General features: G+C 56.7%; 15 protein-coding genes. 8 read left to right on the top strand and 7 right to left on the bottom strand.

The window, feature by feature from the left end; genetic code table 11:
• Positions 1-22: 22 nt before the first annotated feature.
• The 6 genes from EGT74_RS13565 to EGT74_RS13540 all read left to right on the top strand — a co-directional run bounded on the left by EGT74_RS13565 (position 23) and on the right by EGT74_RS13540 (position 9,382).
• Positions 23-883, top strand: coding sequence for a DMT family transporter (locus EGT74_RS13565; protein ID WP_158618141.1), 861 nt, complete (start codon positions 23-25; stop codon positions 881-883).
• A 123-nt stretch (positions 884-1,006) separates the two neighbouring features.
• Positions 1,007-1,579: an RNA polymerase sigma-70 factor gene (locus EGT74_RS13560; protein ID WP_158618140.1), complete on the top strand. Its 573-nt coding sequence runs from the start codon at positions 1,007-1,009 to the stop codon at positions 1,577-1,579.
• A 127-nt stretch (positions 1,580-1,706) separates the two neighbouring features.
• On the top strand, positions 1,707-2,669 hold the full coding sequence (locus tag EGT74_RS13555; protein ID WP_158618139.1) for a FecR family protein: 963 nt from the start codon (positions 1,707-1,709) through the stop codon (positions 2,667-2,669).
• A 240-nt stretch (positions 2,670-2,909) separates the two neighbouring features.
• A complete protein-coding gene (locus tag EGT74_RS13550) occupies positions 2,910-6,227 on the top strand; it encodes a SusC/RagA family TonB-linked outer membrane protein (protein ID WP_158618138.1) in 3,318 nt (1,105 codons plus the stop codon).
• Positions 6,228-6,245: 18 nt separating this feature from the next.
• Complete coding sequence (locus EGT74_RS13545; RefSeq protein ID WP_123847126.1) at positions 6,246-7,829, top strand: RagB/SusD family nutrient uptake outer membrane protein; 1,584 nt, start codon at positions 6,246-6,248, stop codon at positions 7,827-7,829.
• A gap of 29 nt (positions 7,830-7,858) precedes the next feature.
• A complete protein-coding gene (locus EGT74_RS13540; protein WP_123847125.1) occupies positions 7,859-9,382 on the top strand; it encodes a redoxin family protein in 1,524 nt (507 codons plus the stop codon).
• Between the two features lie 136 nt (positions 9,383-9,518).
• Here EGT74_RS13540 and EGT74_RS13535 read toward each other — a convergent pair whose 3' ends face one another.
• Entirely contained in the window at positions 9,519-11,801 is a 2,283-nt protein-coding gene (locus EGT74_RS13535; protein ID WP_123847124.1) for a hypothetical protein, read from the bottom strand.
• 420 nt (positions 11,802-12,221) lie between these two features.
• Between EGT74_RS13535 and EGT74_RS13530 the strand changes: the two genes are divergently transcribed.
• On the top strand, positions 12,222-13,538 hold the full coding sequence (locus EGT74_RS13530; protein ID WP_123847123.1) for a DUF3472 domain-containing protein: 1,317 nt from the start codon (positions 12,222-12,224) through the stop codon (positions 13,536-13,538).
• A 273-nt stretch (positions 13,539-13,811) separates the two neighbouring features.
• On the top strand, positions 13,812-14,237 hold the full coding sequence (locus EGT74_RS13525; RefSeq protein WP_123847122.1) for a lipocalin-like domain-containing protein: 426 nt from the start codon (positions 13,812-13,814) through the stop codon (positions 14,235-14,237).
• Positions 14,238-14,308: 71 nt separating this feature from the next.
• Here the strand turns inward: EGT74_RS13525 and EGT74_RS26930 are convergent, their stop codons facing one another.
• The 6 genes from EGT74_RS26930 to EGT74_RS13500 all read right to left on the bottom strand — a co-directional run bounded on the left by EGT74_RS26930 (position 14,309) and on the right by EGT74_RS13500 (position 22,424).
• Complete coding sequence (locus tag EGT74_RS26930) at positions 14,309-14,485, bottom strand: hypothetical protein (RefSeq protein WP_158618137.1); 177 nt, start codon at positions 14,483-14,485, stop codon at positions 14,309-14,311.
• A gap of 45 nt (positions 14,486-14,530) precedes the next feature.
• On the bottom strand, positions 14,531-16,147 hold the full coding sequence (locus EGT74_RS13520; protein ID WP_123847121.1) for a sialidase family protein: 1,617 nt from the start codon (positions 16,145-16,147) through the stop codon (positions 14,531-14,533).
• A gap of 2 nt (positions 16,148-16,149) precedes the next feature.
• Positions 16,150-17,973, bottom strand: coding sequence for a RagB/SusD family nutrient uptake outer membrane protein (locus tag EGT74_RS13515; protein ID WP_123847120.1), 1,824 nt, complete (start codon positions 17,971-17,973; stop codon positions 16,150-16,152).
• An 18-nt stretch (positions 17,974-17,991) separates the two neighbouring features.
• A complete protein-coding gene (locus EGT74_RS13510; RefSeq protein WP_123847119.1) occupies positions 17,992-21,099 on the bottom strand; it encodes a SusC/RagA family TonB-linked outer membrane protein in 3,108 nt (1,035 codons plus the stop codon).
• Positions 21,100-21,345: 246 nt separating this feature from the next.
• Positions 21,346-21,957: a class I SAM-dependent methyltransferase gene (locus EGT74_RS13505; protein ID WP_123847118.1), complete on the bottom strand. Its 612-nt coding sequence runs from the start codon at positions 21,955-21,957 to the stop codon at positions 21,346-21,348.
• A gap of 83 nt (positions 21,958-22,040) precedes the next feature.
• Positions 22,041-22,424, bottom strand: coding sequence for a hypothetical protein (locus tag EGT74_RS13500; protein ID WP_123847117.1), 384 nt, complete (start codon positions 22,422-22,424; stop codon positions 22,041-22,043).
• Positions 22,425-22,723: the final 299 nt, after the last annotated feature.

The raw sequence follows: 22,723 nt of genomic DNA, 5'->3' as shown, positions 1-22,723 counted from the left end.
CATATTCCTTATCTTCATCCATATGAGTACCTCTTCCCTGCTACTCGTTATCACGGCGGCCGTTCTCCACGCCCTCTGGAACCTGCTCACCAAACAGGTCAGGGGCGGGCTGATCTTTTTCTGGCTGGTGTCGCTGTTTTCCGCCGTCATTTTTCTGCCTTTCCTCATGTACGAACTGTTCCGCCTGCCCTTGCAGCTCAACCAGCAAACACTCACCATGGCGCTGGGCAGCGGGCTGCTGCACGTTTTTTATTTCGTGGCGTTGCAGGCGGGTTACCGGAAAGGCGACCTGTCTGTGGTGTATCCCGTGGCGCGTGGCGCCGGGCCGCTGTTTGCCGTTACCGGAGCCGTGCTGCTCTTCGGGGAGCGGCTGGGTATTTGGGGCATCACCGGTTTCCTGCTCATCATTGCCGGTGTTTGTTTCCTGGCGGGGTTCCATGTGAACAAGGAAGGCAAGTCCGTGCGCACCGGGGTGTATTTCGGCTTGCTGACGGGGTTGTTCATTGCCGCGTATACCCTGTGGGACAAAGCCGCGGTGGCGGAATACGGTGTATCCGCCATCGTGATCGCCTTTGCGTCGATGGTGCTGCCGCTGTTGCTGCTCATTCCGGTGGTGATGGACAAGATGCAGGTCATCCGCACCGAAATAAAACTCCACTGGAAGCAGGTGCTCGGCGTGGCCGTGCTGCAGCCGCTATCGTACCTGCTGGTACTCATCGCCATGAAAACCACGCCCGTCAGCTACGTTGCGCCCGTGCGCGAACTGAGCATCGTGTTCGGCGTGTTTTTCGGGGTGAACCTGCTGAAGGAAAAAGACAGCATGAAACGCCTGATCGCCGCAGTGGTCATTCTGGCGGGGATCGTTTTACTGGCGCGGGGATAACGGTAAAAACCGTTTTGCCGGCACAGGCGGTATGGCCGGTTGCAGTCCTTCCGCCCGGCTAAAAAATCCCGGGAAGCGATCACAAATTCTTTGTAAGTTTACGGTGCAATCAATCAAAATCGGGTGGATAGACTTTCAGATATTGATCTGATCGGTTTGATCAGGGGGAATGACCACAGCGCTTTCCGGGAGTTGTATAACAGGCATCGCGGCCCGCTGCTGCAGCAGGCTTGTTTGAAAACCGGTTCCGTGGCCGACGCGGAAGATATCCTCCAGGAACTGTTCATCCACCTCTGGGAAAAACGCCACTCGCTTCACATCACGGGCACCGTTCCTGCTTATCTGCACATCGCCCTTCGCAACCGGATCATCAATTATTACCATTCGGCGCTGACCCGCCTCGAACATGCCCGTCAGCATGCCGATGCATTGCCGCAGGCCGCCGATAACGGGCAAATGGCCCTGGCATTGAAAGAACTCTCGGCGCAGGTCAACGATGCGCTCGATCTCATGCCGGAGAAAATGCGCGTGGTGTACCTCAAAAGCCGCGAAGAGGGCCTCTCCGCCCCGCTGATCGCATCCCAGCTCTCCATTTCGGAACAGACCGTGCGTAACCAGATCTCCAACGCCCTGAAACGGCTGAAGACAAAAATCGATGCCTATTACAAAGGGCAATCGCTCCCCAACTCCCTTTAAGGCGGCTTTCCGACCCCGGAAATACAGGCCGGCAGCGGCTACCGCCCGCTATATCATCTTTTTCTTATTTTTTTTACGCTCGTCTGGTACACCCGGCGTTTTGAACTGTCATTATAATAAAGCCGTTGTGAAAAAATTCGATCACATAGCGCAGTTGTTGCAGAAGTATGCCGAAGGGGAATGCTCCCCCGAGGAAAAGGCCATCGTGGAGCAGTGGTACGAATCGCTGCGCCTGAAAGCGCCTGCGGGAGAAACTTCGGGAGGAGACGCGCTATGGGAAAGGATTGCCGGACGCACGCAACCGGCGGAAACAGTCCGGCCGTCAGGCAAGGTACGCCGCATATGGTGGGCCGCTGCGGCTGCAGTAGCGATGCTGGTGACCGCGGCACTGTTCTATCCAGGTCGTGAATCCGTTGTACGACTTACGGCCGCGGCCGGCAAGATCCACCAGGTATCGCTGCCGGATGGGTCGCGCATGTGGCTGAGCGCAGGTTCCAGCGTGCATTACGAAGCGAACTTCGCCGGTGGAAGACGGGTGGAACTGGAATCGGGAGAAGCTTTCTTCGATGTGGCGCGTGATGATGCCCGTCCCTTTACCGTCGACGCCAACGGCACCCGGACGCTGGTGCTCGGCACCGCCTTCCGCGTGAGCCTGGGAGCGACCGTAGAAGTGGCCGTGGTCAGCGGCAAGGTGAAAGTAACGGCGCCCGATAAAAAGTCCGTCACGCTCCTGCCCCGCGAAACGGTGGCCATCAGCGCACAGGCCACCATACCTGAAGTAAAAGCCGCCCCGCTGCTGCCGGCGGAAAAGCTGAACACGGCGCCCGCCCGGACAGGCTGGGAAGCCCAGCATCTCGACCTCGACGATGTGTCGATGGGCGAACTGGCGCAACTGCTGGAAAACGTGTATAACGTGCACATCCGTTTTGCCGGCGCCCACCTCCGGGATTGCCGCAATACGATCAGCATCGACACGGGGCGGCCTTTGACGGAGGTGCTCGACAAACTGAAACTGATCAACCATTTCGAATATACAATCACGAATGAGGGGGTAAGTATCGATGGCGCCGGTTGCGGCACAATGAATTAGAGACATGAGCGCGGCTGATGAAGCCGCCGCAGAATCCACACACGCATATTGTTGATATGAAATAAAAAAGTGCCCGCGAAAACGGGCACCGGAATGTTATTCCGGTTACGCTGCCTTGGTCTGGTAAACTTGGAGACGGCGTACCGGCTGGTATTTTATTGTTAAACAACAAAAACCCTAACGGTCAAATTTATGAAAAAACCGCCATTAATCTTAATCGTCAAGTTTATGCGGGTATTGATGTTGGCATCTGTGCTATTCGTTACGGCCATGCTGGCTTCGGCCAGTTCCCGGGGCCAGTTGCTTGAAAAGGAAAGGGTCACCGCATCCTTCCGGAACGAATCCCTCGAGTCGTGCATGCGCCGGCTCAGATTACTGTCGGGCGTTGAGTTCGCCTACAACCCGGCGGAACTGAAACAGTTTACGGTCTCCGTGCAGTCGTTCCACCGGCAGCCGCTGGGGCAGATACTGTCTGCGCTCCTCGCGTCCACGCCGCTCTCCTTCCGGGAAATGAACAACAGCATCGTGATCTTCAGCCGCGAAGAAGGCCCGGTGCAGGAAAAGAAAGTGACGGGTACGGTACGGGGCTCCACCGGAGAACTGCTGCCCAGCGTGACCGTGCGCATCAAAGGTAAAACAGCCGGCACGGTCACCGACAAGGACGGCGCCTTTTCCCTCGATTACAACCCGGGCGATGTGCTGGTTTTTTCGCTCCTGGGTTACGTGCAGAAAGAAGCCGTGCCCGGCAGAGGCCCGCTGCACATCGTGCTCATGGAAGAAAATGCGGAGCTGAAGGAAGTGGTGGTAGTGGGCTACGGCGAGCAGCGCAAACGGACGGTGACCGGCGCCATCGGCACGGTCGACGCCAAAGAGATCCAGCGCTCCCCGGTCGTTAAAGCCTCCGACGCTCTCGCCGGCCGCGTACCCGGCCTCATTGCCGTGAAAAACGCCGGCGGCCCCGGCCGTGGCTCCGACCTGTACATCCGCGGTTTCAGCACCTTCAACAGCGGCCCGCCGCTCAACAGCGCCGCGCCGCTGATCGTGATAGACGGTATTCCCGGCCGCAACCTGGATATGCTCGACCCCAGCGAGATCGACAATGTCTCCGTGCTGAAAGACGCTTCCGCCAGTTCCGTATATGGAGCGCGCGCAGCCAACGGCGTCATCCTCGTCACCACCAAAAAAGGAAACCGCGGCCAGCCGGCCATTACGCTGAACTCCGGCGTGGTGATGCAGAAGCCCACGCGGCAATACCACATTCTCGATTCCTATAACTATGCCCTGCTGCTCAACGAAGCGCATAAAAATGAAGGCACCTTCAACCCCGCCGCCGGCAGAGGGTACAACGACGCCGACCTGCAAAAGCTGCGCGATAAATCCGACCCCGATCAGCTCGCCGATACCGACTGGTACGACGAGATCCTGAACAAACAGGCGTTGCAGACACAGCACAACCTCTCCGTTTCAGGCGGCTCGGAAAAAACCAGGTATTACGCCGGCGCAGGCTATGCCTATGAAGGCGGGCTTTTCGACCTCGTTAACTTCAGGCGCTACAACATGCGCCTGAACCTCGAATCGCGCATCGGTAAAAACCTGGTCTTTAACCTGAACACGGCGGGCATGGTCTCCAAAGCGAGGGACATGGGCGCGTTCGACGCCGACTACGTGGTGAAATTCGCCATGCAGAGCCCGCGCATCTATCCCAACCGCTTTTCCAACGGCCTGTACAATTACATTCCTTCCGCCAGGGGCAACATGTACCTGATGTCCCGCGGCGATAACGGCACCCGCACCACTTCTTTCAACCTGTTTACGGGCAGCCTGTCGCTGCAATACAATATTCCTTTCGTAGAGGGGCTTTCGGCGAAGGGAACGCTGGCGTACGACAAGCAGCATACGTTCGCAAAAAGATGGCTGACGCCTTATGCGGCCTATACCCGTGATGCGGCCGGCAACTATTTTCCTGCCAATACGTTCCCTGCAAAAGCGGAACTGCGGGAAACCTACTACCAGTACCAGACGGTGATCAGTGAATTGTCCCTGCAATACAACCGGTATTTCGGGAAACATCACGTGTCCGGCCTGCTGCTCTTCAACCATACCAGCGAAGCGGCCGACAGCCTCATCGCGGCACGCAGCAATTTCTCCTCACCGGCGCTCGACCAGCTGAACCTCGGCGATCCCACGCAGGCCACCAACGCCGGCACGGCCGGGCAGCGCGGCAGGATCGGTTATGTGGGCAGGCTGACATACAACTTCTCGGAGAAATATTTATTCGAGTTCAATTTCCGGTACGATGGTTCCAACATCTTCCCGCCGGGCCACCAGTACGGATTTTTCCCTTCCGTGTCTGCCGGCTGGAGAATATCCGAAGAACCGTTTTTCAAACCCGCCCTGGGTGTGGTGCCTTCGCTGAAACTGCGCGGCTCTTACGGCCTGGCGGGTAACGACGCCGTGTTCCCGTACCAGTTCCTCTCTACCTACAACCTCTCGCAGGGCACCGGCGGGTATTCCTTCGGCGGTGCGTCGCCCCAGTACAGCCCGGGGCTGAACGAAACCATCCTGCCCAACCCGGACTTCACCTGGGAAAAGACGCGCATCGGTAACATCGGGCTGGACGCGGCTTTCCTCGACAACCGGTTTACGCTCGAAACGGATTATTTCGTCAAACATACATACGACATTCTGATCCCTCCCACGCAGATCATTGCCTCTACCCTTGGCATTTCCCTGCCGCCGCAGAACGCGGCCGAAGTGGAAAGCCGCGGCGTTGAGCTTCAGCTGGGGTATAACGACCGGCGCGGCGCCCTCTCCTGGCGGGTACGGCCCAATGCCACCTTCCTGCGTAATAAAGTGCTGAAATACGCGCAGGCCACTTCCGTGCCGGCATGGCAGCGGGTCGAAGGCCGCAGCGTGAGCTTCGGCTCCGTAACGGGGTATACGGCACAGGGTATTTACCAGACGGAAGAAGAGATCAAGGCCGGTCCCACCCCGCTCTATCCGAACGTAAAACCCGGCGATATCCGGTATGCGGACATCGACGGCGATAACAAGATCACGGCCGCGGACCGCAGCCTCATCAGCAAGGGCGCCTATCCGAACATCCTCTTCGGTGCGGATATGGGCGTGTACTGGAAAGGCATCGAGCTGAACCTGCTCTGGCAGGGCGTGGCCGACCGCGAGACGCACTTTTCCGGCACTATCGCCTTCCCCTTCTCGGGCGACGGCGTACCGGCCCAACAGCACCTCGACCGCTGGACGCCGGAGAACAAAGGCGCGTCTTTCCCCAGGCTCTGGATCAACAACCAGAACAACTCGCAGAACTCCACCTTCTGGCTCCGCAATACTTCGTACCTGCGCCTGAAGAACCTGGAACTGGCCTACAACCTGCCGCAAACATGGCTCCGGCCCATCGGCCTTTCTCGTGTGCGCGTGTACGTAAGCGGCCTCAACCTGCTGACTTTCTCGTCATACAAACTCACCGATCCGGAAATTTCCGCCCAGGGCGCTTACCCGCTGATGCGGTATTATAATGCCGGCGCCACCGTCAATTTCTGATCCTAAACTGCTCTCAACATGAAACGATACTTTATACTCATCTGCTTCCTGTCTGTTTTCGGCGCCTCCTGCTCCGATAATATACTGGACCGTGGCCCGCTCGACAAATACAGTGAGCAGAACGTCTGGAAAGACAGCACCCTGATCAACCTGTACCTGGGCAACATTTACGCCGGTATGCTCACCACCTACGATGAAGGCGGCAGTTTCCTCATGGCCTGCCTCACGGATGAAGCCGAATCCGCCCGTACATTCCACACGTCCCAGCAGGTAAACCTTGGGCAATACAATCCTTCGAACAATATCTATTCCGAGTACTGGACCACCTGTTACCAGCAGGCGCGCAAGTGCAATATGCTGCTGGAAAGGCTGCCCGGCGCGGCTATTTCCGAAGGCCTGAAGCAACGCATGACGGGTGAAGCCCGCCTGCTGCGCGCGCTGGCATATATGCAGCTGTACGACCGTTTCGGGCGCTTCCCCATCATCAGCAAAGTGATGACGCTCGACGATGAAACCACCGTGCCGCGCGCCAAAGAAGAAGACTGCGTGAAGTTCATCCTGACGGACTTCGACGAGGCCGCCAAACTGCTGCCGCTTTCCTACAACGCCGCCAACCTGGGCCGCGCCACCTCCTGGGCTGCGCTCGCGCTGAAGAGCCGCTTCCTGCTGAACCAGCGCCGTGATGCGGAAGCTGCGGAAGCCGCGCTGGCCGTCATCAACAGCAAACAGTACGACCTGTTCCCGGATTTTATGACACTGTTCAATCCCGAGAACGATAACAACAAAGAGATCATCTTCGACAAACAATACGCCAGCGGCATCAGCGGGCAGTCGCATTCGCTGGATACATACGAAACCTCGACGTTCTTCACCGGCTTCGCGAGCGGCATCACCTGCCCTACCCAAAACCTCGTGGACGCCTTCGAAATGAAAGACGGCCTGGCCTGGGATAAATCGCCCCTCTACAGCGCGGCCAAACCGTACGACAACCGCGACCCCCGTTTTTATGCCACGGTGATGTACGACGGTTGCCAGTGGATGGGTGAAAAAGTGGACATGAAAAAAGGCAGCAAGTTCAACCGTGCCTCGGGTTCCGGTTCGTCACCCACCAATTATTTCCTCCGCAAATTCCTCAACCCGAAATACGATCACAAGAACACGAACGGCAACGCCAATTTCCAGAACTGCGCCATTATCCGCCTCGCGGAAGTGTACCTCATTTATGCGGAAGCAAAATGGAACCTGGGCGCCACGGAAGATGCGCGCATGTACGTCAACAAACTCCGCACCCGCGCCGGAATGCCCAATATCGCCGCGGCGGACTTCACCTTCGCGAAGCTGCAAAACGAACGGTTCGTGGAACTGGCCATGGAAGGCCAGCGCTGGTTCGACATCCGCCGCTGGAAAGCAGGGCCTGCGAAGCTGGGCGGCGTGATCACAGGTATGGATATCGTGGACGGGCCGGGCGGCCGCGTGTATAACCGCATCAACGTCGAAACGCGCGTGTTCGCCGAAAAGATGTACCTCTTCCCCGTTCCGCTGTCGGAGATCAACCGCTATCCCGCCGGCACTCCACTGGACCAGAACCCGCTCTGGAACTAACCATTTTTTTAACGCATTATCATCCTGTCATGAAAAAACACATTCTTACCCTTAGCATGATCGTTATGCTGGCCGCCGCAGGGCAACCGGCATCCGCACAAAGAAAAGCGCCCACCGCGTCCCCGGAAGAAATCGCGCAGTTACGCGCCGATGTAGAAAAGCAGCCGGAAGACCTGAAAGCCCACGAAGCATATATGAAAGCCGCCGTCGCCACCAACCCGGAAGTGCAGGCGCAATACGACAAATGGATCAAAAAATACCCGACATCCGCCACCATTCCGTTTGCTATCGGCAAACGGCTGACCAGCCACGAAGACCCCAGGGCCGAGAAGTACCTGTTGAAGGCACTGAAGCTCGATCCTAAAATGGCGGCTGCCTGGTCGGCCCTCTCCAACGATGTGGAGCGCCGCGGCGATTTCGAAAAAACAGCGGAGTACCTGCGCAAGGCAACCGAAGCCGAGCCCGGCAATGCGGACTACGCGTTTTACTACGCCATGCGGTTCGATGATACCGATCCGGCGAAGTATGAAGCCCTTTGCCTCGATCTGATCAAACGTTTTCCCGAAAGCCAGCGCGCCGCGCAGGCATTGTACTGGCTCTCCTTCCGCCTCGAGGATCCCGCCAAAAAATTGCGTTACGCACAGATGATGTCCAATGAATTTCCGCCGGAAAAATATTCCTGGAGCAGGTACGGTATGGATTTGTACTGGGACATCCTGCTAAAGTCCGACCCTGCCAAAGCCCTGCAGGTGACGGAAAGGATGACCGCCATGAAAGACACGGAAGAGTACGAAAAAACGGAATGGGCGCGCCGGCATGATCTGACCGCCAGAATGATCAAAGCCAGGCAGCTCGCTGCCCGACCCGATGACGCATTGCAGGCTTTGCAGGGCGCCAATCCCCGGCGCGATGCCGGGGCCGCTGAAGAGCTTGTTTTGCTGAAAGCTTCACTGGAAGCAGCCGCCGGCCGCAACCAGCCGGCATACGACAGCCTGCTGAAATTCCAGGAGCGCACACCGTCCGATAAAGTACACGAAACCCTTGTGACATACGGCAGCAAGCTCGGCAAAACGTCTGCCGCCGTTAATGCGGATATCAGGGCAGCGCAATTAGCGCGCGCGGAAGCAGCCACGCCTTTTACGCTCGATGCGTACCTTACGAAGAAACCCGTGTCGCTGGCCGACTACAAAGGCAAAGTGGTACTGCTCACCTATTGGTTCCCCGGTTGCGGCCCCTGCCGTGGCGAGTTCCCGCATTTTGAAAACGTGCTGAAGAAATACAAAGGGAAAGACGTGGTGTACCTGGCCATCAACATCGTACGGGAACAGGATGCATACGTGCTCCCCTTCGTGAAGAACAGCGGTTACACCTTTACGCCCCTGGCCGAGGATCCGAAGCGAAATAAAGGGAACCTTAAATCTCCCGGCGCACCCACCAACTACCTGATCGACCAGGACGGGCGCATCATTTATTCCAACTTCATGATCCACGGGAACAATGAGCGGATGCTCGAATTGATGATCGACTCCATGCTGGCCCCCAAAGCCGGCTGAGCCATACAACAGCAACCAACCACAAAAAAGGACCGGCTACCCGGTCCTTTTTTGCGTCATTCCTGGATTTGTGTAAACCCCGGCGCTGTTTCAAAGCGGCGGTATATCGTGAAGGCTGCGCATGTAAAACTGCCGGTTAATAGCCCTTCGCTCTTTCAAGGCGCGCAAACAGTTTTTTCTGTGAGCCGTCTTTGCCAATCGTAAACAGGTTCCAGTGATCGGCATCGATGCCTTCCAGCCGGAATGTATTGGCCGGGTCCGCGAGTGCCTTTTTCACCCAGCGGGGAAATGCGTTGGCCGCCCGGGCCGCTTCCCAGGTTTTGATGACATGAAAGATCGCTTCCTTCTGCGGACAGCTTTCCACGCTTTTTTGTTCGAGACGCAGGCTGTAGGTGGTGCCCAGGCCTACGGAAATGGCCTCGATGTGCTCATACTCCTCCACCGTTGAGCCGGCGTGAATGGGGAAGTTGCCACCCATCCCGACAGGGTAGAAATTGGCGTAGGTCACATCCCGGAGGTCTTTCCCCTGGCTGGTTTCATGGCCCCACTCCCGCGTTTCGGGGTTGTAGAGGTTCTTCCCCCCGCCCACGTTCCAGATGCTCTGATAGTGCCATGAGCCTTCAGACAGGGTGGCGCCCGTAAAACGGATATCCGGGATGCCCAGCTTGGCCGCCCGTTCGAACATCAGGCGGAAAAAACGTTTGGCGGAATAATACCCATGGCCGTTATTGAAAAGGAATTCCTGCCCGTCGAGATCATAGTATCCCATGCCGTTGATGTGGCAGACGTCGGCGTAATAGCGGGCGATTTCGTCCTGCAATTCCATGTTGGGGATCAACCCGTCGTATCCGTAATTGATGGTCACCTGGAGCTTATAAACCGTGTCGCCCGCCGCATGTCCGGCCGCCTGCGTCTTCCAGTACCCTCTTTTGACGTTCAGTAAACGGTAGGGCGCCGTCTTCGACACACCCAGGTAATGTATCAGTTCCTTGCCGATCTTGACCATGTTCAGGGAGGTGGCGTGGCCTTCCCAGCTGCCGATCTCTTCGAGGTAGGTTGGATCGTTTACGGTGATAATGGTGTCGGCGGCGCCGATGCTCTGCGCCAGCAGGCGTTTCTGCTGGTAACACAGGCTGTCTCCAGGCACGGGGCTGGCGTCTTTGGTGCCCGGCGCCAGCGCGTTGGTGATGGTGGTTCTGCCGATCATGAGGCCGGAACGGGCTGCGATATCTGCAAATGATTGATGTGAAAGGTTGCCGGCGGCCAGGCGGATCGGTTTGCGGGAAAAATCCTTCCCGTCGATATACCCCCCGTTGCCGCGGTCGGGCCGCAGGAATCCCTGGTCGTACAGGCTGATGGCTTTGAAACCCATGCGGGCGGTATAGGACACGATGCTGTCGTATTGGCCGCCTGCGGTGAGGGCATCCGGCACGTATGCCGCGGGGTCTTTCACCCACTTGCCGTTAATGGTCGGATAAGGGAGGCCTTCCGCTTTTACGATGTGCTGCACAACGTCCAGCAGCGCCGTGCTGTCCGGGCTGCCCCACAACGCCACCGACGAACCGATGTAGTCCACGCCGGGCAACGGCTGCACGTCGATGTGATTGGGCGTGTTGGCGGGCATGTTGGGGATCAGGGAATAATACACCTGTCTTTTCTGGCTCCGGTCCCTGGAGGAATAGGCGATCGAAATGCGGCCCTGGCGGTCTACCGTGGCGGCATTGCCGTACATGATCCGGTAATAGGGCTCTTTATGTGCGTAGAAGGCTACGTCGCTGATGCCGTTGCCGCCCAGCGTAAACACCTGCCCTTCGTGAAGGTTGGCAGGCAGCGGATAGCGTTTTTTGTCGGGCGTATGAATGATGTACTGGAACGGTGCGGCGTCGGCCTCGGTGTCGGCGGTAACGCCCAGCGTGTTGTCGTGAAGGGCCAGCATACCGATGGCGTAATTGACAGCCTCGCTGGTATCGCGGCTCACCCCGATGATCTCGCCGAGCAGATTGGTGATGCTGGTATGATAAGCGCCCCATTGCACCGCGTCGATGCCGTTTTTAGGCGACAGGGACAGCAGCGTGAGTTTCAGGTATTTTTCGTGCGGCACCACGGATACCCGCGCCACTGATCCATTCGGATACACCAGCTGCATCGTCCGGTCTTTCGCGTTGTACTTCGCCTGGCCGGGTGTGTAATATTTTTTTGTCCGGCTGCTGTACAGGCTCAGCAGCGGCGACGGTTTGTCTGCCGGGCTGAATTCCCGGTGGGGCTGCACGGTAATGTTTTTCATACTGGTGACCCAGCCCTGTTTATTGACGTGGATTTTGAAATATGCCGTTTTAAAATCCTGTTGTGCAAAAACGGCCGTGCCCGTGAGCAATGCTGCCACGACCGGTAAAGTTCTCCTGATGATTTTTCTCTTCATAATGCCAAAGCGCTTGTTTGATGTGCCCGGCCATCGCCCGGGTTGAAATCTTCCCGGGCCCGTTGCCGGACGGCACGCGGAATAAAAGTATGGCGTTTGCCACCGAACGGCAATATACATTTTGACGGCTTTAGATGCTTTTTTGACCCTGGCCCCTGCTGCCGGGCCGGCTGGTAACCGAATCTTTTGCTGCTATTGGAACGTTTTGCCCATCCTTCTGGCGCCCCAGGTTTATGCTCGCGCTAAACATTTGATTCCTATGCTATTGACAGCAACAACCGTGCGAAGCGTGGCCATCCGCACAGAATTCCCCCTCTACCGATAGCCCCTTTTTGCGGGCGGCGTTGTCCTGTAAGCGTGTTGTATGCTCCACCGGTAACCCGGCTACTCTTTATTCGAAACCCACAAAACACCAAAATCATGAAAATCAAAATCCTGTTGAGTAGTTGCACTATTGCATTAGGTGCGCTGCTTTTCTCCTGCAGCAAAGGAAAAGAAGCTGCGCCCGCTTCCGAACGTCTGGAAAATACATTGTCCGTTGTTCCGCCCGCTTCCAGCTATTCCGTGCCGCTGGCCGGAAATGGCTATGTCACCACCCTCGCTTCCGGCGGCTCGGAAGTGATCACCGGTAACGGCCTCGGCAACTGGACCAAAACCGGCAGCATAACCAGCGTATGGTTCCGCCTCGCGCTCAGCGGCACGCTGAACGTGTCCATCCGCGCGAAAGTACCTTCCGGCACCAGCAACATCCGCGTCACCGTCAACGGTACGCCATTCACCAAAAGCATTACCGGCAGCTCCTATGCCACGCACTCCATCGGCTCCGTAACGATCGGCGCGGTGGGATACGTGCGGGTAGACCTGCAGGGCATCAGCAAAACCGGCGGTTACTTTGCGGATGTATCGGACATCATCATCAGCGGCGCCTCCACCGCCAACAACGTGGTGTACGCCAACGATGCCGCCAATTATTACTGGAGCCGCCGCGGCCCCTCCGTGCACATGGGGTACACCATCCCCTCCGGCAATACCGCCGAATGGTTCTACAACGAAATGACGGTACCCGCTGGAGAAGACAAGATCGGCTCCTATTTCATGAGCAACGGTTTCAGCGGCGGTTACTTCGGCATACAGGTGAACAGCGCTACGGAAAGAAGAGTGCTGTTTTCCGTATGGGATCCCTCGCAGGGCAAAACCACGCTCGTGCGCAAAGGCCCCAACGTCGTGGATAATACCTTCGGCGGCGAAGGCACGGGCGGACAAAGCTACCTGCTCTTTTCCTGGCAGGCCGGCACCACGTACAAATTCCTCACCCAGATCAAACCGGACGGCACCGGCGCGTCGTTGTACTCATCCTGGATCTATACACCCGAAACCAGCGCCTGGCGGTTCATTGCCACCTGGAAGCGTCCCAACACGGTGAGCTACTATACGAGCGCCCACTCCTTCCTCGAAAACTTCATCGACACCCGCGGCTACCTCGGCAGGAAGGTGCGTTATAACAACCAGTGGATCTACAATACGGGCGGCACATGGGTAGAGCTTACCCAGGGCCGTTTTACAACAGACGCCACCGGCACCAACGACCAGCGCCGCGATTACGCGGGCGGGCTCGACGCCGGCAGCTTCTACCTGCAGAACGGCGGGTTCTTCGCCAACAATACGGCTTATGGCTCCACTTTCACGAGAACGGCCACCGGCACGCCGCCAACCGTTAACCTGACTACACTGCCATAACGGGACCGGCTACCGGTATGCATACACGAAGCCCGCCCGGATGTTCCGGAGCGGGCTTCTGGTTTCATTCGATACGGCGCGCAACTATATTTTGACGGATTCCGGTTCTTTTTTGATCGATATGTTAAATGCTCAATGGGTATCCTGTTTGAAATCACCCGGTTGCTCATCTCTCACCAGGTATCCATGATCTTCCCGAGACTACTGATATACCGCCCTGCCCTGTTAAATTCTACCTTTGCGGGAACCTGACTCAAAAAATAACCCGGAGCAATGACAACAAAAACATCCATCGCAGCAGCATTCGTATTGGCGCTTACATCAATGGCCTGCAACACCGGCCAGGAGAAAAAGAGTGAATCTGTAGATTCCACTCAGGCAATTCCTGCCAATGAAAACAAACCGTCGCCCGGCGAAATACTGCCGGGTAAATGGGTACAGCCCATTTCCGGACAGGACACCGCCATGCAGGGTTTCCAGCTGAATGCGGACGGCACGGCGGCATCGGTGAACATGCATACGCTGATTTATGACAAATGGGAATTAAAGGGTGATACGCTGCTGATGTGGAATCATACGGAAGGCGTAAAAACAACCGGTGCTTATGTAGATACGGTTATCATCAGGCAAATCACCGATTCTACTTTGGTGCTGGCCCGGAAAGATAATTTTGAAATGAGTTATACGCGCGGGAAATAATAATGCAATGAAAATCCCGCCGGGATGATCCGGAGCGGGGTTTTGGTTGCTTTCAGTGAAATAGTTGCGCTTTATTTATGCGTTATTTTAGCCTTTTTGAGCAGGTTATTGGTTCGGAGCATTTGCGTAAACAGGTGTAGTTTTTCCATGTCCGAACGATAGATGTCTCTTCGAAGGCGCTCTGCTTCATTGCTGATGATAAATTTCGGTGAGCTTACCGAAGGATTTGCTTCTTCTTTCTCAGGCATGTTGTGATAATATATCCGAAGATAACACTTTAAGAGATTCATTACTTAAAGTAACTCCTCCAGCCCGATCACCTGGAACACCATATCCGCCTGGCTCCCTTCGTACAGAATGCCGATCGTTTCGCGGTCGATGCTCGTCAGGCAGGAGTAGCCCCTGCCCTTTTCTTCATCCAGCAATATCTTTTTGCTATCCACCCAGGTTTTGCCATCGTCGTAACTCACTTTCACCGTCTGGTTTTTCCTGGCGGTTTTGGAATCAGGGTTTGAAAAGAGCAATACCGATTTTTTCTGCCCGTTGCGGATGTAATCGTGCCGGATGATGCTGGCCATGCAGGCTGGTTCCGGTAAGGCGTTGCGGGAGGTGGGATGGGCGCTCCACGTTTCCCCGAGGTCTTTGGTGACGGCGATCACCCTGCCGTTGGTGCTGCCCGTGTCCCGGCTGTTGATGCCGGAGCGCATGTTGAGCATGATGGAGCCGTCCGTCAGTTCAACGGCCATGTTTTCGGTGGTGGACTCGGGCGCGGCGCGTTTGCCGGTTTTCCAGGTGCTGCCGCCGTCTTTGCTCCAGGTGATGGTGGAGAAGCCCCTGCCTTTGCCATCGCGGCCCTGTACGGGGAATACGATGGTGCCGTCTTTGAGGGTGAGGCCCTGGCCCGGTGCGGGCGCCCACAGCCACCAGTCTTCCTGTTTGCACATGCGCGTGAGGTTGACGGGTTTGCTCCATGTAGCACCGTGGTCGGTGCTTTTGACGATGAGGAACTGGGAGGTCTGTTTTTCTCCGAAACCGGGTTGTGAGCCTTTTGTTTTCCACTGGTGGTTCCAGTGGGTGCTGTCGGCGGTGAGGCCTTCCAGCCATTTTCCGGTGGAGTCGATCACGCCGTGCATCCACAGGCCGGCGATGTAGATCGTACCGGTGTTTTTATCCACCAGCACATTGGCGTCAGACACGCCGTTGAATTTCTCCGGCAGGCCGCCCCACTCGCCCATGTCCAGCACGATCTGCATCGGCTGCCAGGTTTTGCCCTTGTCGAAACTTCTCGACAGGCCGATGTCGATATTGCCCTGCAAGTCCCGGCCTGTTTCGCGGCGCACGTCGTAGATCGCGAGCAACGTACCGTTTTTGGCGGTGGCCAGGCCGGGAATGCGGTAGGTGTGCACGCTGTCCTGCCAGTGCTGGCGCAGCGCCACACCAGTTCTGTGGGCATAGGTATCCGCAGGTAATGGTATCGTTTTTTTTGCGGTGCGGACGGTGGTGGCGTTGATGTGCAGCTTCGCCGACAGCGCGATGCGCGGCGACGGCGCCACCGTTACCCAGAAATAATTCGCGCCGCGTTTCAGCGCGGCGCTGCCTTTCAGTACCGTCTTTTCACGGGCGGGCGCTTCGGCGAAGAGCGTTTTGCCTTCCAGGTGACCGGCTTTCAGCAGGGCGCTTTCACTGCCCGCCGCGTAAATGCGGATGTTGGCGAGCGTTCCCCCCTTTACCGATACGTCCACCTGGCGCAGCGTGTCGCCGTCATCCTGCGCATCTACACGGATGCGGATAACGGGGTTGATGGATTTACCCGTGAGCACGGGTACTTTATATTTTCGCACGACTGCCTCCTGTGCCGCGAGGGCGGCAGGCAGGAGGCAGCAAAACACAAATCCGGAAATTTTCTTCATGATTAGTATCCGAGGGTTTGCACCATTTTTAAATTTTTATTGACTTCACTCTGCGGCAACGGCAGCAGGTTGTAACGGTCGTACCAGATGCGGGTGCTCGTTCTGGTGCGGGCGTAGTAGGCCACATCGCCGAGCCCCTGGCCCGTGAACACGTTCATGCCGTGGAATTCCCCTGCCTGCCGGCCTTCCGGCTGGTTGACGATTTTCCAGCGACGGATGTCATAGAAGCGGTGGCCTTCGTAAGCCAGCTCGATGCAGCGTTCGCGCTGGATGAGCGCGCGCATGGCGGCCTGGTCCAGACCGGGCGCTACGGCCGGGATGCCTGCGCGGGTGCGTACCGCGTTGAGATACGTCAGCACATCCGTGTGACCGGGATTGGATTCATTGAGCGCTTCGGCGTAGTTGAGGTACAGTTCCGCCAGGCGGATATACATCGCCGGGCGCACCACGTTGCCGGCGTTGGTCTGGAGGTTGCGGCTTACGTTGGTGTTCTTGCGTACGAGGTACCCCGTTTTGGGGAACATCGTCTGGCTGCCGTTGGCGTTGCCGGAGTTGCCCGCCGGCCAGAATTCCACGCGCGTAACGCCCGTTTTAGGCACGAAGGGAACGGTGGAGCCATTGAAGGTCACGTTCACATAAAACCGCGGCTCGCGGTTCACGTACATGTTGGACGTGCCGGCCACGTAGAAGTTGGCTTTCGCGGTGTTGGTGAACCCCGCTTCCACGTAGTTGCTGCCGCTTTCATCGATGTTCCTGCCATTGATCATGCGGTATTTATCGACCATCTCCTGCGGCAGCGACAATACGGCGTTGGTTTTGGTGCCGTTCGCCGCGCGGGGCGCCGCATCTTCCTCCCATACCGCATAGGCCGTATTCGTCCTGATCCAGATACCTTCATCGCTCCAGCCTGTCAGGAACAATCCCCGCAGTGAGTTCACCGCGGCCAGGAAGGGATCGGTATTGGTGACTCTGTATAATTTTTTGCCGCTGGCCTCCGCATAGTCGATCGTCGCTTTGGCGGCCGCTGCTGCTTTCGCCCACTTCGACGGATCGGCGGTGAGGTTCATGAGCTGCTTGCCGTCGGTGTTTTTGAAGGCGGCAAAATCCGCGTTGCCGTTAAACAGCGGGCTGGCGTCGTACAGCATCACCTGGCTTTTCACGGCGTCCACGATGAGTTTGGTGATGCGGCCGGTTTGCGACAGGTCGTCCGCGCCGGAAGAAGGCACGATGTGTTTTTCCGGCACCAGCGCCTTGGCGGAGTCCATTTCGGCAAGGATGTAGTCGATACATTCCTTCCAGGTATTGCGGGGCAGCTGGAAGTTATCGTCCACGCCCGCCACCCGGTCGCCTACCAGTACCACCGGCCCGTAGAGCCTGATCAGCATCCAGTAGTAGTTCGCCCGCAGGAAACGCGCTTCGCCCGTATACTGGCGGATGAGCTCCGCGCCGTTCGGTTCCTTCAGCAGGTTGGTTTTGCTGTTATTGATGTTGGCCATAAAAATATTGGCGAGGCGGATGGCCTGGTAATAGTTCGTGTACACGTTGATGGCGCTCTGGCTGCTGAGGCTGCCGGCCCCAATGGCGGAGGGCGATGAGAGTTCCAGTTCGTCGCTCAGTTCCGCCAGGCCCCTGCCGGTTACGTTGCCGTCGGCCCATACGTCGGGCAGGCGGTTGTAAACGCCGGCCAGCCAGTTTTCCGCTTCCAGTTTGTTCTGGAACACCATGTCGATGGTCTGCAGGTCTTTCGGCGCATTGTCGAAAAAGCCTTTTTTACAGCCGGTGAACAGGAGTATCGCGATGATCAAAATTGATATGATGTGTTTCATGGTTTGATGCTTGTGCTGTTAAAAAGTGACCCTTACGCCGAAATTGTAGGCCTTGATGTTGGGATAAGACTCGCCACGGGTGTAGTTATTGGAGCTGGTGCCCGTATCGTTCAGCTCGGGATCCCAGTGCTTCCATCTGGAGATGGTGATCAGGTTGGTGCCGTTGATGAACATCCGCAGGTTTTTGATGCCGTACCGTTTCACCAGGGCGGCGTTGAGCGTATAACCGATCTCCGCGCTTTTCAGGCGGATGAAGTCGGACGGTTTCAGCCACCAGGTGCTGTTAAGGTAGTTCGAGTTCGGATCCTGGTTGGTGCTCAGGCGCGGATAGAAAGCGTTCGGGTTGGGATTGTCTTCCGTCCACCGGTCGGCCACCATGCTCATCAATCCGCCGCTGATGGGGCCGGAATTGAACGGCCGCGTGCCGTCGCCGATGCCGTAGTTCAGGTACACCTTGCCGGTGCCCTGGATGAATGCGCCGATGTCGAAACCTTTGTACCCGAACGACAGGTTCACGCCGTACATCATTTTCGGGGTGCCGGATACGTCGATGCGGGCGATGTCATTGGCGTCGATGATGCCGTCTTCGTTCAGGTCTTTGTATTTGATGTCGCCGGGGCGGGTGTCGCCCGACTGAATGGCGTGCCTGTCGATTTCCGCCTGGTCTTTAAAGAGCCCTTCCGCGATGTACAGCGTTTTCGCGTCCACTTCTTTTCCTTTCCATTCCATCCAGGGATAGCGCTGCGGGGGCAGCCCGTCTTCCAGGTTGGTGTTGCGGTTATAGGTGAAGGTGCCCGTGATGTTCACCCATTTCTGTTCCGAGAGCGTTTTGCGGTAGGTCAGCGTTACGTCGATGCCTTTGTTGCGCACGACGCCGATGTTGCGCGTGGGGTTCACCCCGCCGAAACCCGAGATGCCCGGGATGGTCTGGTCTGCGCGGAGAACGCCTTTGCGCATTTCGCGGAACAGTTCCGTCACCAGTTTCAGGTCGTTGTTGAAGAAGTTCATTTCTATGCCGAGGTTGTGGCGGTACGATGTTTCCCAAGAAGGGTCCGTGGCGATCTGCGATTCCGCATACCCGCTGTAGGCCGGCGATAACGACGAAGGAACGCCGAACTGGTAACCCGTCGCCGCGGTTTTCGAGAGCTGCGTGAGGTAGAGGAAACGCGTGCTGAACCCGCCGTTGCCCGTGAGGCCGTAGCTGTAGCGGAGTTTGAAATAAGGCATGATTTCTTTCAGCGGCGCGTAGAATGGTTCGTTCGATACCACGTATCCCACACCGGCAGACGGGAAGAAACCATAACGGTTGCGCGGGCTGAAGTTTTCGGAGCCCGTGTACCCGAAGTTCCCTTCGAGATAATACCGGTTATCGTAGCCGTAAGTGGCCCTGCCCGTAAACCCGCGGTTGCGGAATGGCACGGCCGAAGTGAAGGTGGCCGCGTTCCCGTCTACGTACTCCGACTGGTTAAAAAGAAACAATCCACCCACTTCATGTTTCCCGAAAGTGCGCCCGTAGTTCAGCGAGGCTTCAGAATACATGCGCCGCGTGGAGCTTCTGGCCGAGAAGAAGGTCAAGGTCCCGCTGCCGTCTCGTGTGATCTGCGTGAGAAGGTTGCCGTTCGCGTCCCGCCCGGTGGCGTATTCCGCCGGAGAGTTTTTGGAGGTGGCCGTGGTGCCGTCCGTATAGATGTCGAAGGCAAACAGCCCCGACACGGACAGTCCTTTCGTGATCATGTCGAGATCCTGTTTCAGCCGGAGGTTCGGGCGGATGGTGGCCGAATAATCGTTCCCGGCGCCGATGTCGTACGCAATGCGGTTGGGGCTGCTGAAGCCGCCCGGATACATCGAATACGCCCCGTTGGAGTACCTGCCAGGGATGATATGCGGCGGCACGCGCAGCACCTGTGCGAAGAGGTTGTTGGAGGCATTGCTGCCGTCCCCGTTCCAGGGGCCGTTGCGCCGGTCGATGATAGAAGAAATATTGAGGTCTACCCGGGTGGTATTGGTCACGTTCACGCCGATGTTCGCCGTGAAGTTGTAGCGGCGGTAGTACGATTTGGAATCGTACCCCGTCTGTTCCGGGTCGTTTTTGACGAGGCCCGTTTCCCCGTAGTAGCCCGCCGAGATGTAATACGTCGCTTTATCGGAACCGCCGCTGATGTTGATGTTCGCGCGCTGGGTCATGCCCGCTTTGCGGAAAATCTCGTCGTACCAGTTCATGTTCGGGTAGAGGTCCTTGTCGGCCCCCGTTCTGTGCAGGTTGATGCGTTCGTCCGTGTACAGCGCCGCCCGCCCGCGGGTGGTGAGCGCTTCGTTGTAGAGCGTCATCCAGGTAGGTGCGTCGAGCAGTTCCGGCACCTGTACGAACCGGGTCATGCCCTGGTTCAGTTCCACCTTTACGGAAGGTTTGCCCGCCACCCCTTTTTTGGTGGTGATGATGATCACGCCGTTGGCGCCGCGGGTACCATATACCGCGGTGGATACCGCGTCTTTCAATACGGTGAAGGTCTGGATGTCTTCCGGATCCACGTCGTTGAGCGCCCGGTCCGGCACGCCGTCGATGATGATGAGCGGTGTGCGCACGCTGGTGCCGAAGGTGGACACGCCGCGCACGAGGAAACCCGAGTTATCCTGCCCCGGCCCGCCGCCGCGCGAGGTGGTGATCATGCCCGCGATGCGGCCGCCCAGCATGCTGGCGATGTCGCGCACGGGGAGTTTCAGTTCTTCCGCGTTGAGGGTCGACTGCGCCCCGATCACGCTGATCTTTTTCTGCTGGCCGTAGCCCACGATGCTCACTTCATTAAGGCCGCCCGCCGCCGCTTCGAGTTTGACGTTGATGTCGACCCGGTTTTTCACCGCGAAGCGCACGCTTTTGTAGCCGATGAAGGAGAAGTCGAGCGAGTCCGCGGGGCTCACCGCGAGGGTGTAATGCCCGTCTTTGTCCGTGAGGGTGCCCAACCGGGTGCCCGTAATGCGGATGCTGGCGCCGATCACCGGGGCGTCCAGTTCGTCCGTCACTTTTCCTGAAACATTGAGGATCCTCGCCTGTCCGAACGCGGCTGCGGAGAGCAGAACGGTGAGGATAAACAGGCACAACCTGGTACAGGTACGTAGAGATTTATTCATAACTGGAATGTTGAGTTTTGGCTAATAGTCCTTATGTAGGACATATCAAATATGCGACGGTTTTTTTATTGATCCAAATACTTTTTTTATTAACGGTCAGGAAGTTACCGTGTGCGGGTATTGGGGCTATATGGCATAAGGGGGCTGATTTAGCGTGTCGGCCGCTGAAGGTCGGTACGGCGGTAGCCTGAACACTATCTGACCGGCAGTTATGTTATGTAGTACATATAATATAGGGGCAAAGGTTTATTTCTTCCGGAAAGTGCAAAACAGGAAGTGCTGCTTTGTGCCGAACGGCGTGGTGTGATCTTCGGTGATACACTGCACCTTATCGAAATTCTTTTCAAAAACCGCGGCCAGTTCCTGTTCGCTGTACCGCCGGACGGGCAGGCCACTGCATTTTTCGGGGCCGTTTTCGGAGAATGTGCCGATCAGGAGGTAGCCGGTCACTTTTGCGGCCGCGATGGCGACGTAGCGGTGGATTTGTTCCGGCGTGGTGAGGAAGTGAAAGGCCGCCCTGTCGTGCCAGATGTCGTAAGTATCGGGAGTTTCAAAGGAAGTAATATCGCTCACCACCCATCGGATCTGCTCCGCCTTCTCTCCCAGCCTTGTTTTTGCTTTGTCGAGCGCCTTTGCCGAGATGTCGAGTACGGTGATGTGAGCGTATCCTTCGTTGAGCAGGTGATCGGCCAGCGTGCTGTCGCCGCCGCCGACGTCGATGATGTGTGCGGATTTGGGGAGGCCGAACCCGTTGATGAAATCGAGGGATGTTTGCGGAATTGCCTGCGTCCAGCTCACTTCGGCCGGGCTTTTTGTTTCGTATACTTTTTCCCAGTGATTTTTTCTTTCCGTGCTCATGCTGTAAAAATAGCGACTTCACCGGAGGGCACAAAAAAAGCCGGAACGTGCCGGCTTTTTCGTGTTATAAGTTGCATGTTGATTTATCGTCCGCAATCGGCAGTCCAGCTGCGACCGTCGCGCTGGAACCCGATCACCAGGCGGTCTTTGTTAATGGTGATTAACCCGGTGCCTGCCGAGCCCGTGCTCACGAGGGTGTTATCGTCTTTTTTGGTGAATTCCACGCCGGTGAGATCCGGGATACCGTCTGAGAACCGGAAATTGTAGCGGGTGTTGATTTTAGTGACAAAAACGCTGCCATTATCCTGGGAGATGTTTTTTTCTGCGTCAGTGTACCCGATTCTTCCTCTGAAAGTACCGGCAAATACGTCTACATCTGCGGGGTCGGTGTTTTTGCTGCAGGAAGTCCAGGCAGTGATCATAACGGTTGCAAACAGCAGTAGGCCTACAATTCTAAGCATTTTCATACACAATGTTTTTGTTTAAAAATATGGTCTGAAGGTGTAAGTACAATTTGGGTGCCAAAGTTGAAATGGGTGGGTTTGGGGAAGCCAAAGTGTTTGTCGGTAAAGAGATTCGTTGTTGTTCAGATCGCAGCCCGGTACGGATTTTTTCAGCATAAACCTTTCATACACGTATGGAATAAAAATCGCCTGCTATATTTTTTCAATAAAGAAATTGGATTCTTTCTGCTTAACGGCGTATCTTAAGTACTTGTTCAAGAGCAATGGGAAAACACCACTGGTCCTGAGCATATTTTTTTTCG

Origin of the sequence: Chitinophaga lutea (assembly GCF_003813775.1) — a bacterium.
Taxonomy (GTDB): Bacteria; Bacteroidota; Bacteroidia; order Chitinophagales; family Chitinophagaceae; genus Chitinophaga; species Chitinophaga lutea.
Note: the sequence above shows the minus strand (reverse complement) of the source record. Positions and strands in the feature narration are given on the sequence as shown.

What these genes read in the sequence shown, in the direction of transcription:
- EGT74_RS13565 (WP_158618141.1), top strand. Translation starts at nt 23, where the DNA reads ATGAGTACCTCTTCCCTGCTACTCGTTATCACGGCGGCCGTTCTCCAC.
- EGT74_RS13530 (WP_123847123.1), top strand. Translation starts at nt 12,222, where the DNA reads ATGAAAATCAAAATCCTGTTGAGTAGTTGCACTATTGCATTAGGTGCG.
- EGT74_RS13500 (WP_123847117.1), bottom strand. Translation starts at nt 22,424, where the DNA reads ATGAAAATGCTTAGAATTGTAGGCCTACTGCTGTTTGCAACCGTTATG.
- EGT74_RS13550 (WP_158618138.1), top strand. Translation starts at nt 2,910, where the DNA reads ATGTTGGCATCTGTGCTATTCGTTACGGCCATGCTGGCTTCGGCCAGT.
- EGT74_RS13525 (WP_123847122.1), top strand. Translation starts at nt 13,812, where the DNA reads ATGACAACAAAAACATCCATCGCAGCAGCATTCGTATTGGCGCTTACA.
- EGT74_RS13515 (WP_123847120.1), bottom strand. Translation starts at nt 17,973, where the DNA reads ATGAAACACATCATATCAATTTTGATCATCGCGATACTCCTGTTCACC.
- EGT74_RS13545 (WP_123847126.1), top strand. Translation starts at nt 6,246, where the DNA reads ATGAAACGATACTTTATACTCATCTGCTTCCTGTCTGTTTTCGGCGCC.
- EGT74_RS13535 (WP_123847124.1), bottom strand. Translation starts at nt 11,801, where the DNA reads ATGAAGAGAAAAATCATCAGGAGAACTTTACCGGTCGTGGCAGCATTG.
- EGT74_RS13540 (WP_123847125.1), top strand. Translation starts at nt 7,859, where the DNA reads ATGAAAAAACACATTCTTACCCTTAGCATGATCGTTATGCTGGCCGCC.
- EGT74_RS13510 (WP_123847119.1), bottom strand. Translation starts at nt 21,099, where the DNA reads ATGAATAAATCTCTACGTACCTGTACCAGGTTGTGCCTGTTTATCCTC.
- EGT74_RS13505 (WP_123847118.1), bottom strand. Translation starts at nt 21,957, where the DNA reads ATGAGCACGGAAAGAAAAAATCACTGGGAAAAAGTATACGAAACAAAA.
- EGT74_RS13520 (WP_123847121.1), bottom strand. Translation starts at nt 16,147, where the DNA reads ATGAAGAAAATTTCCGGATTTGTGTTTTGCTGCCTCCTGCCTGCCGCC.
- EGT74_RS26930 (WP_158618137.1), bottom strand. Translation starts at nt 14,485, where the DNA reads ATGCCTGAGAAAGAAGAAGCAAATCCTTCGGTAAGCTCACCGAAATTT.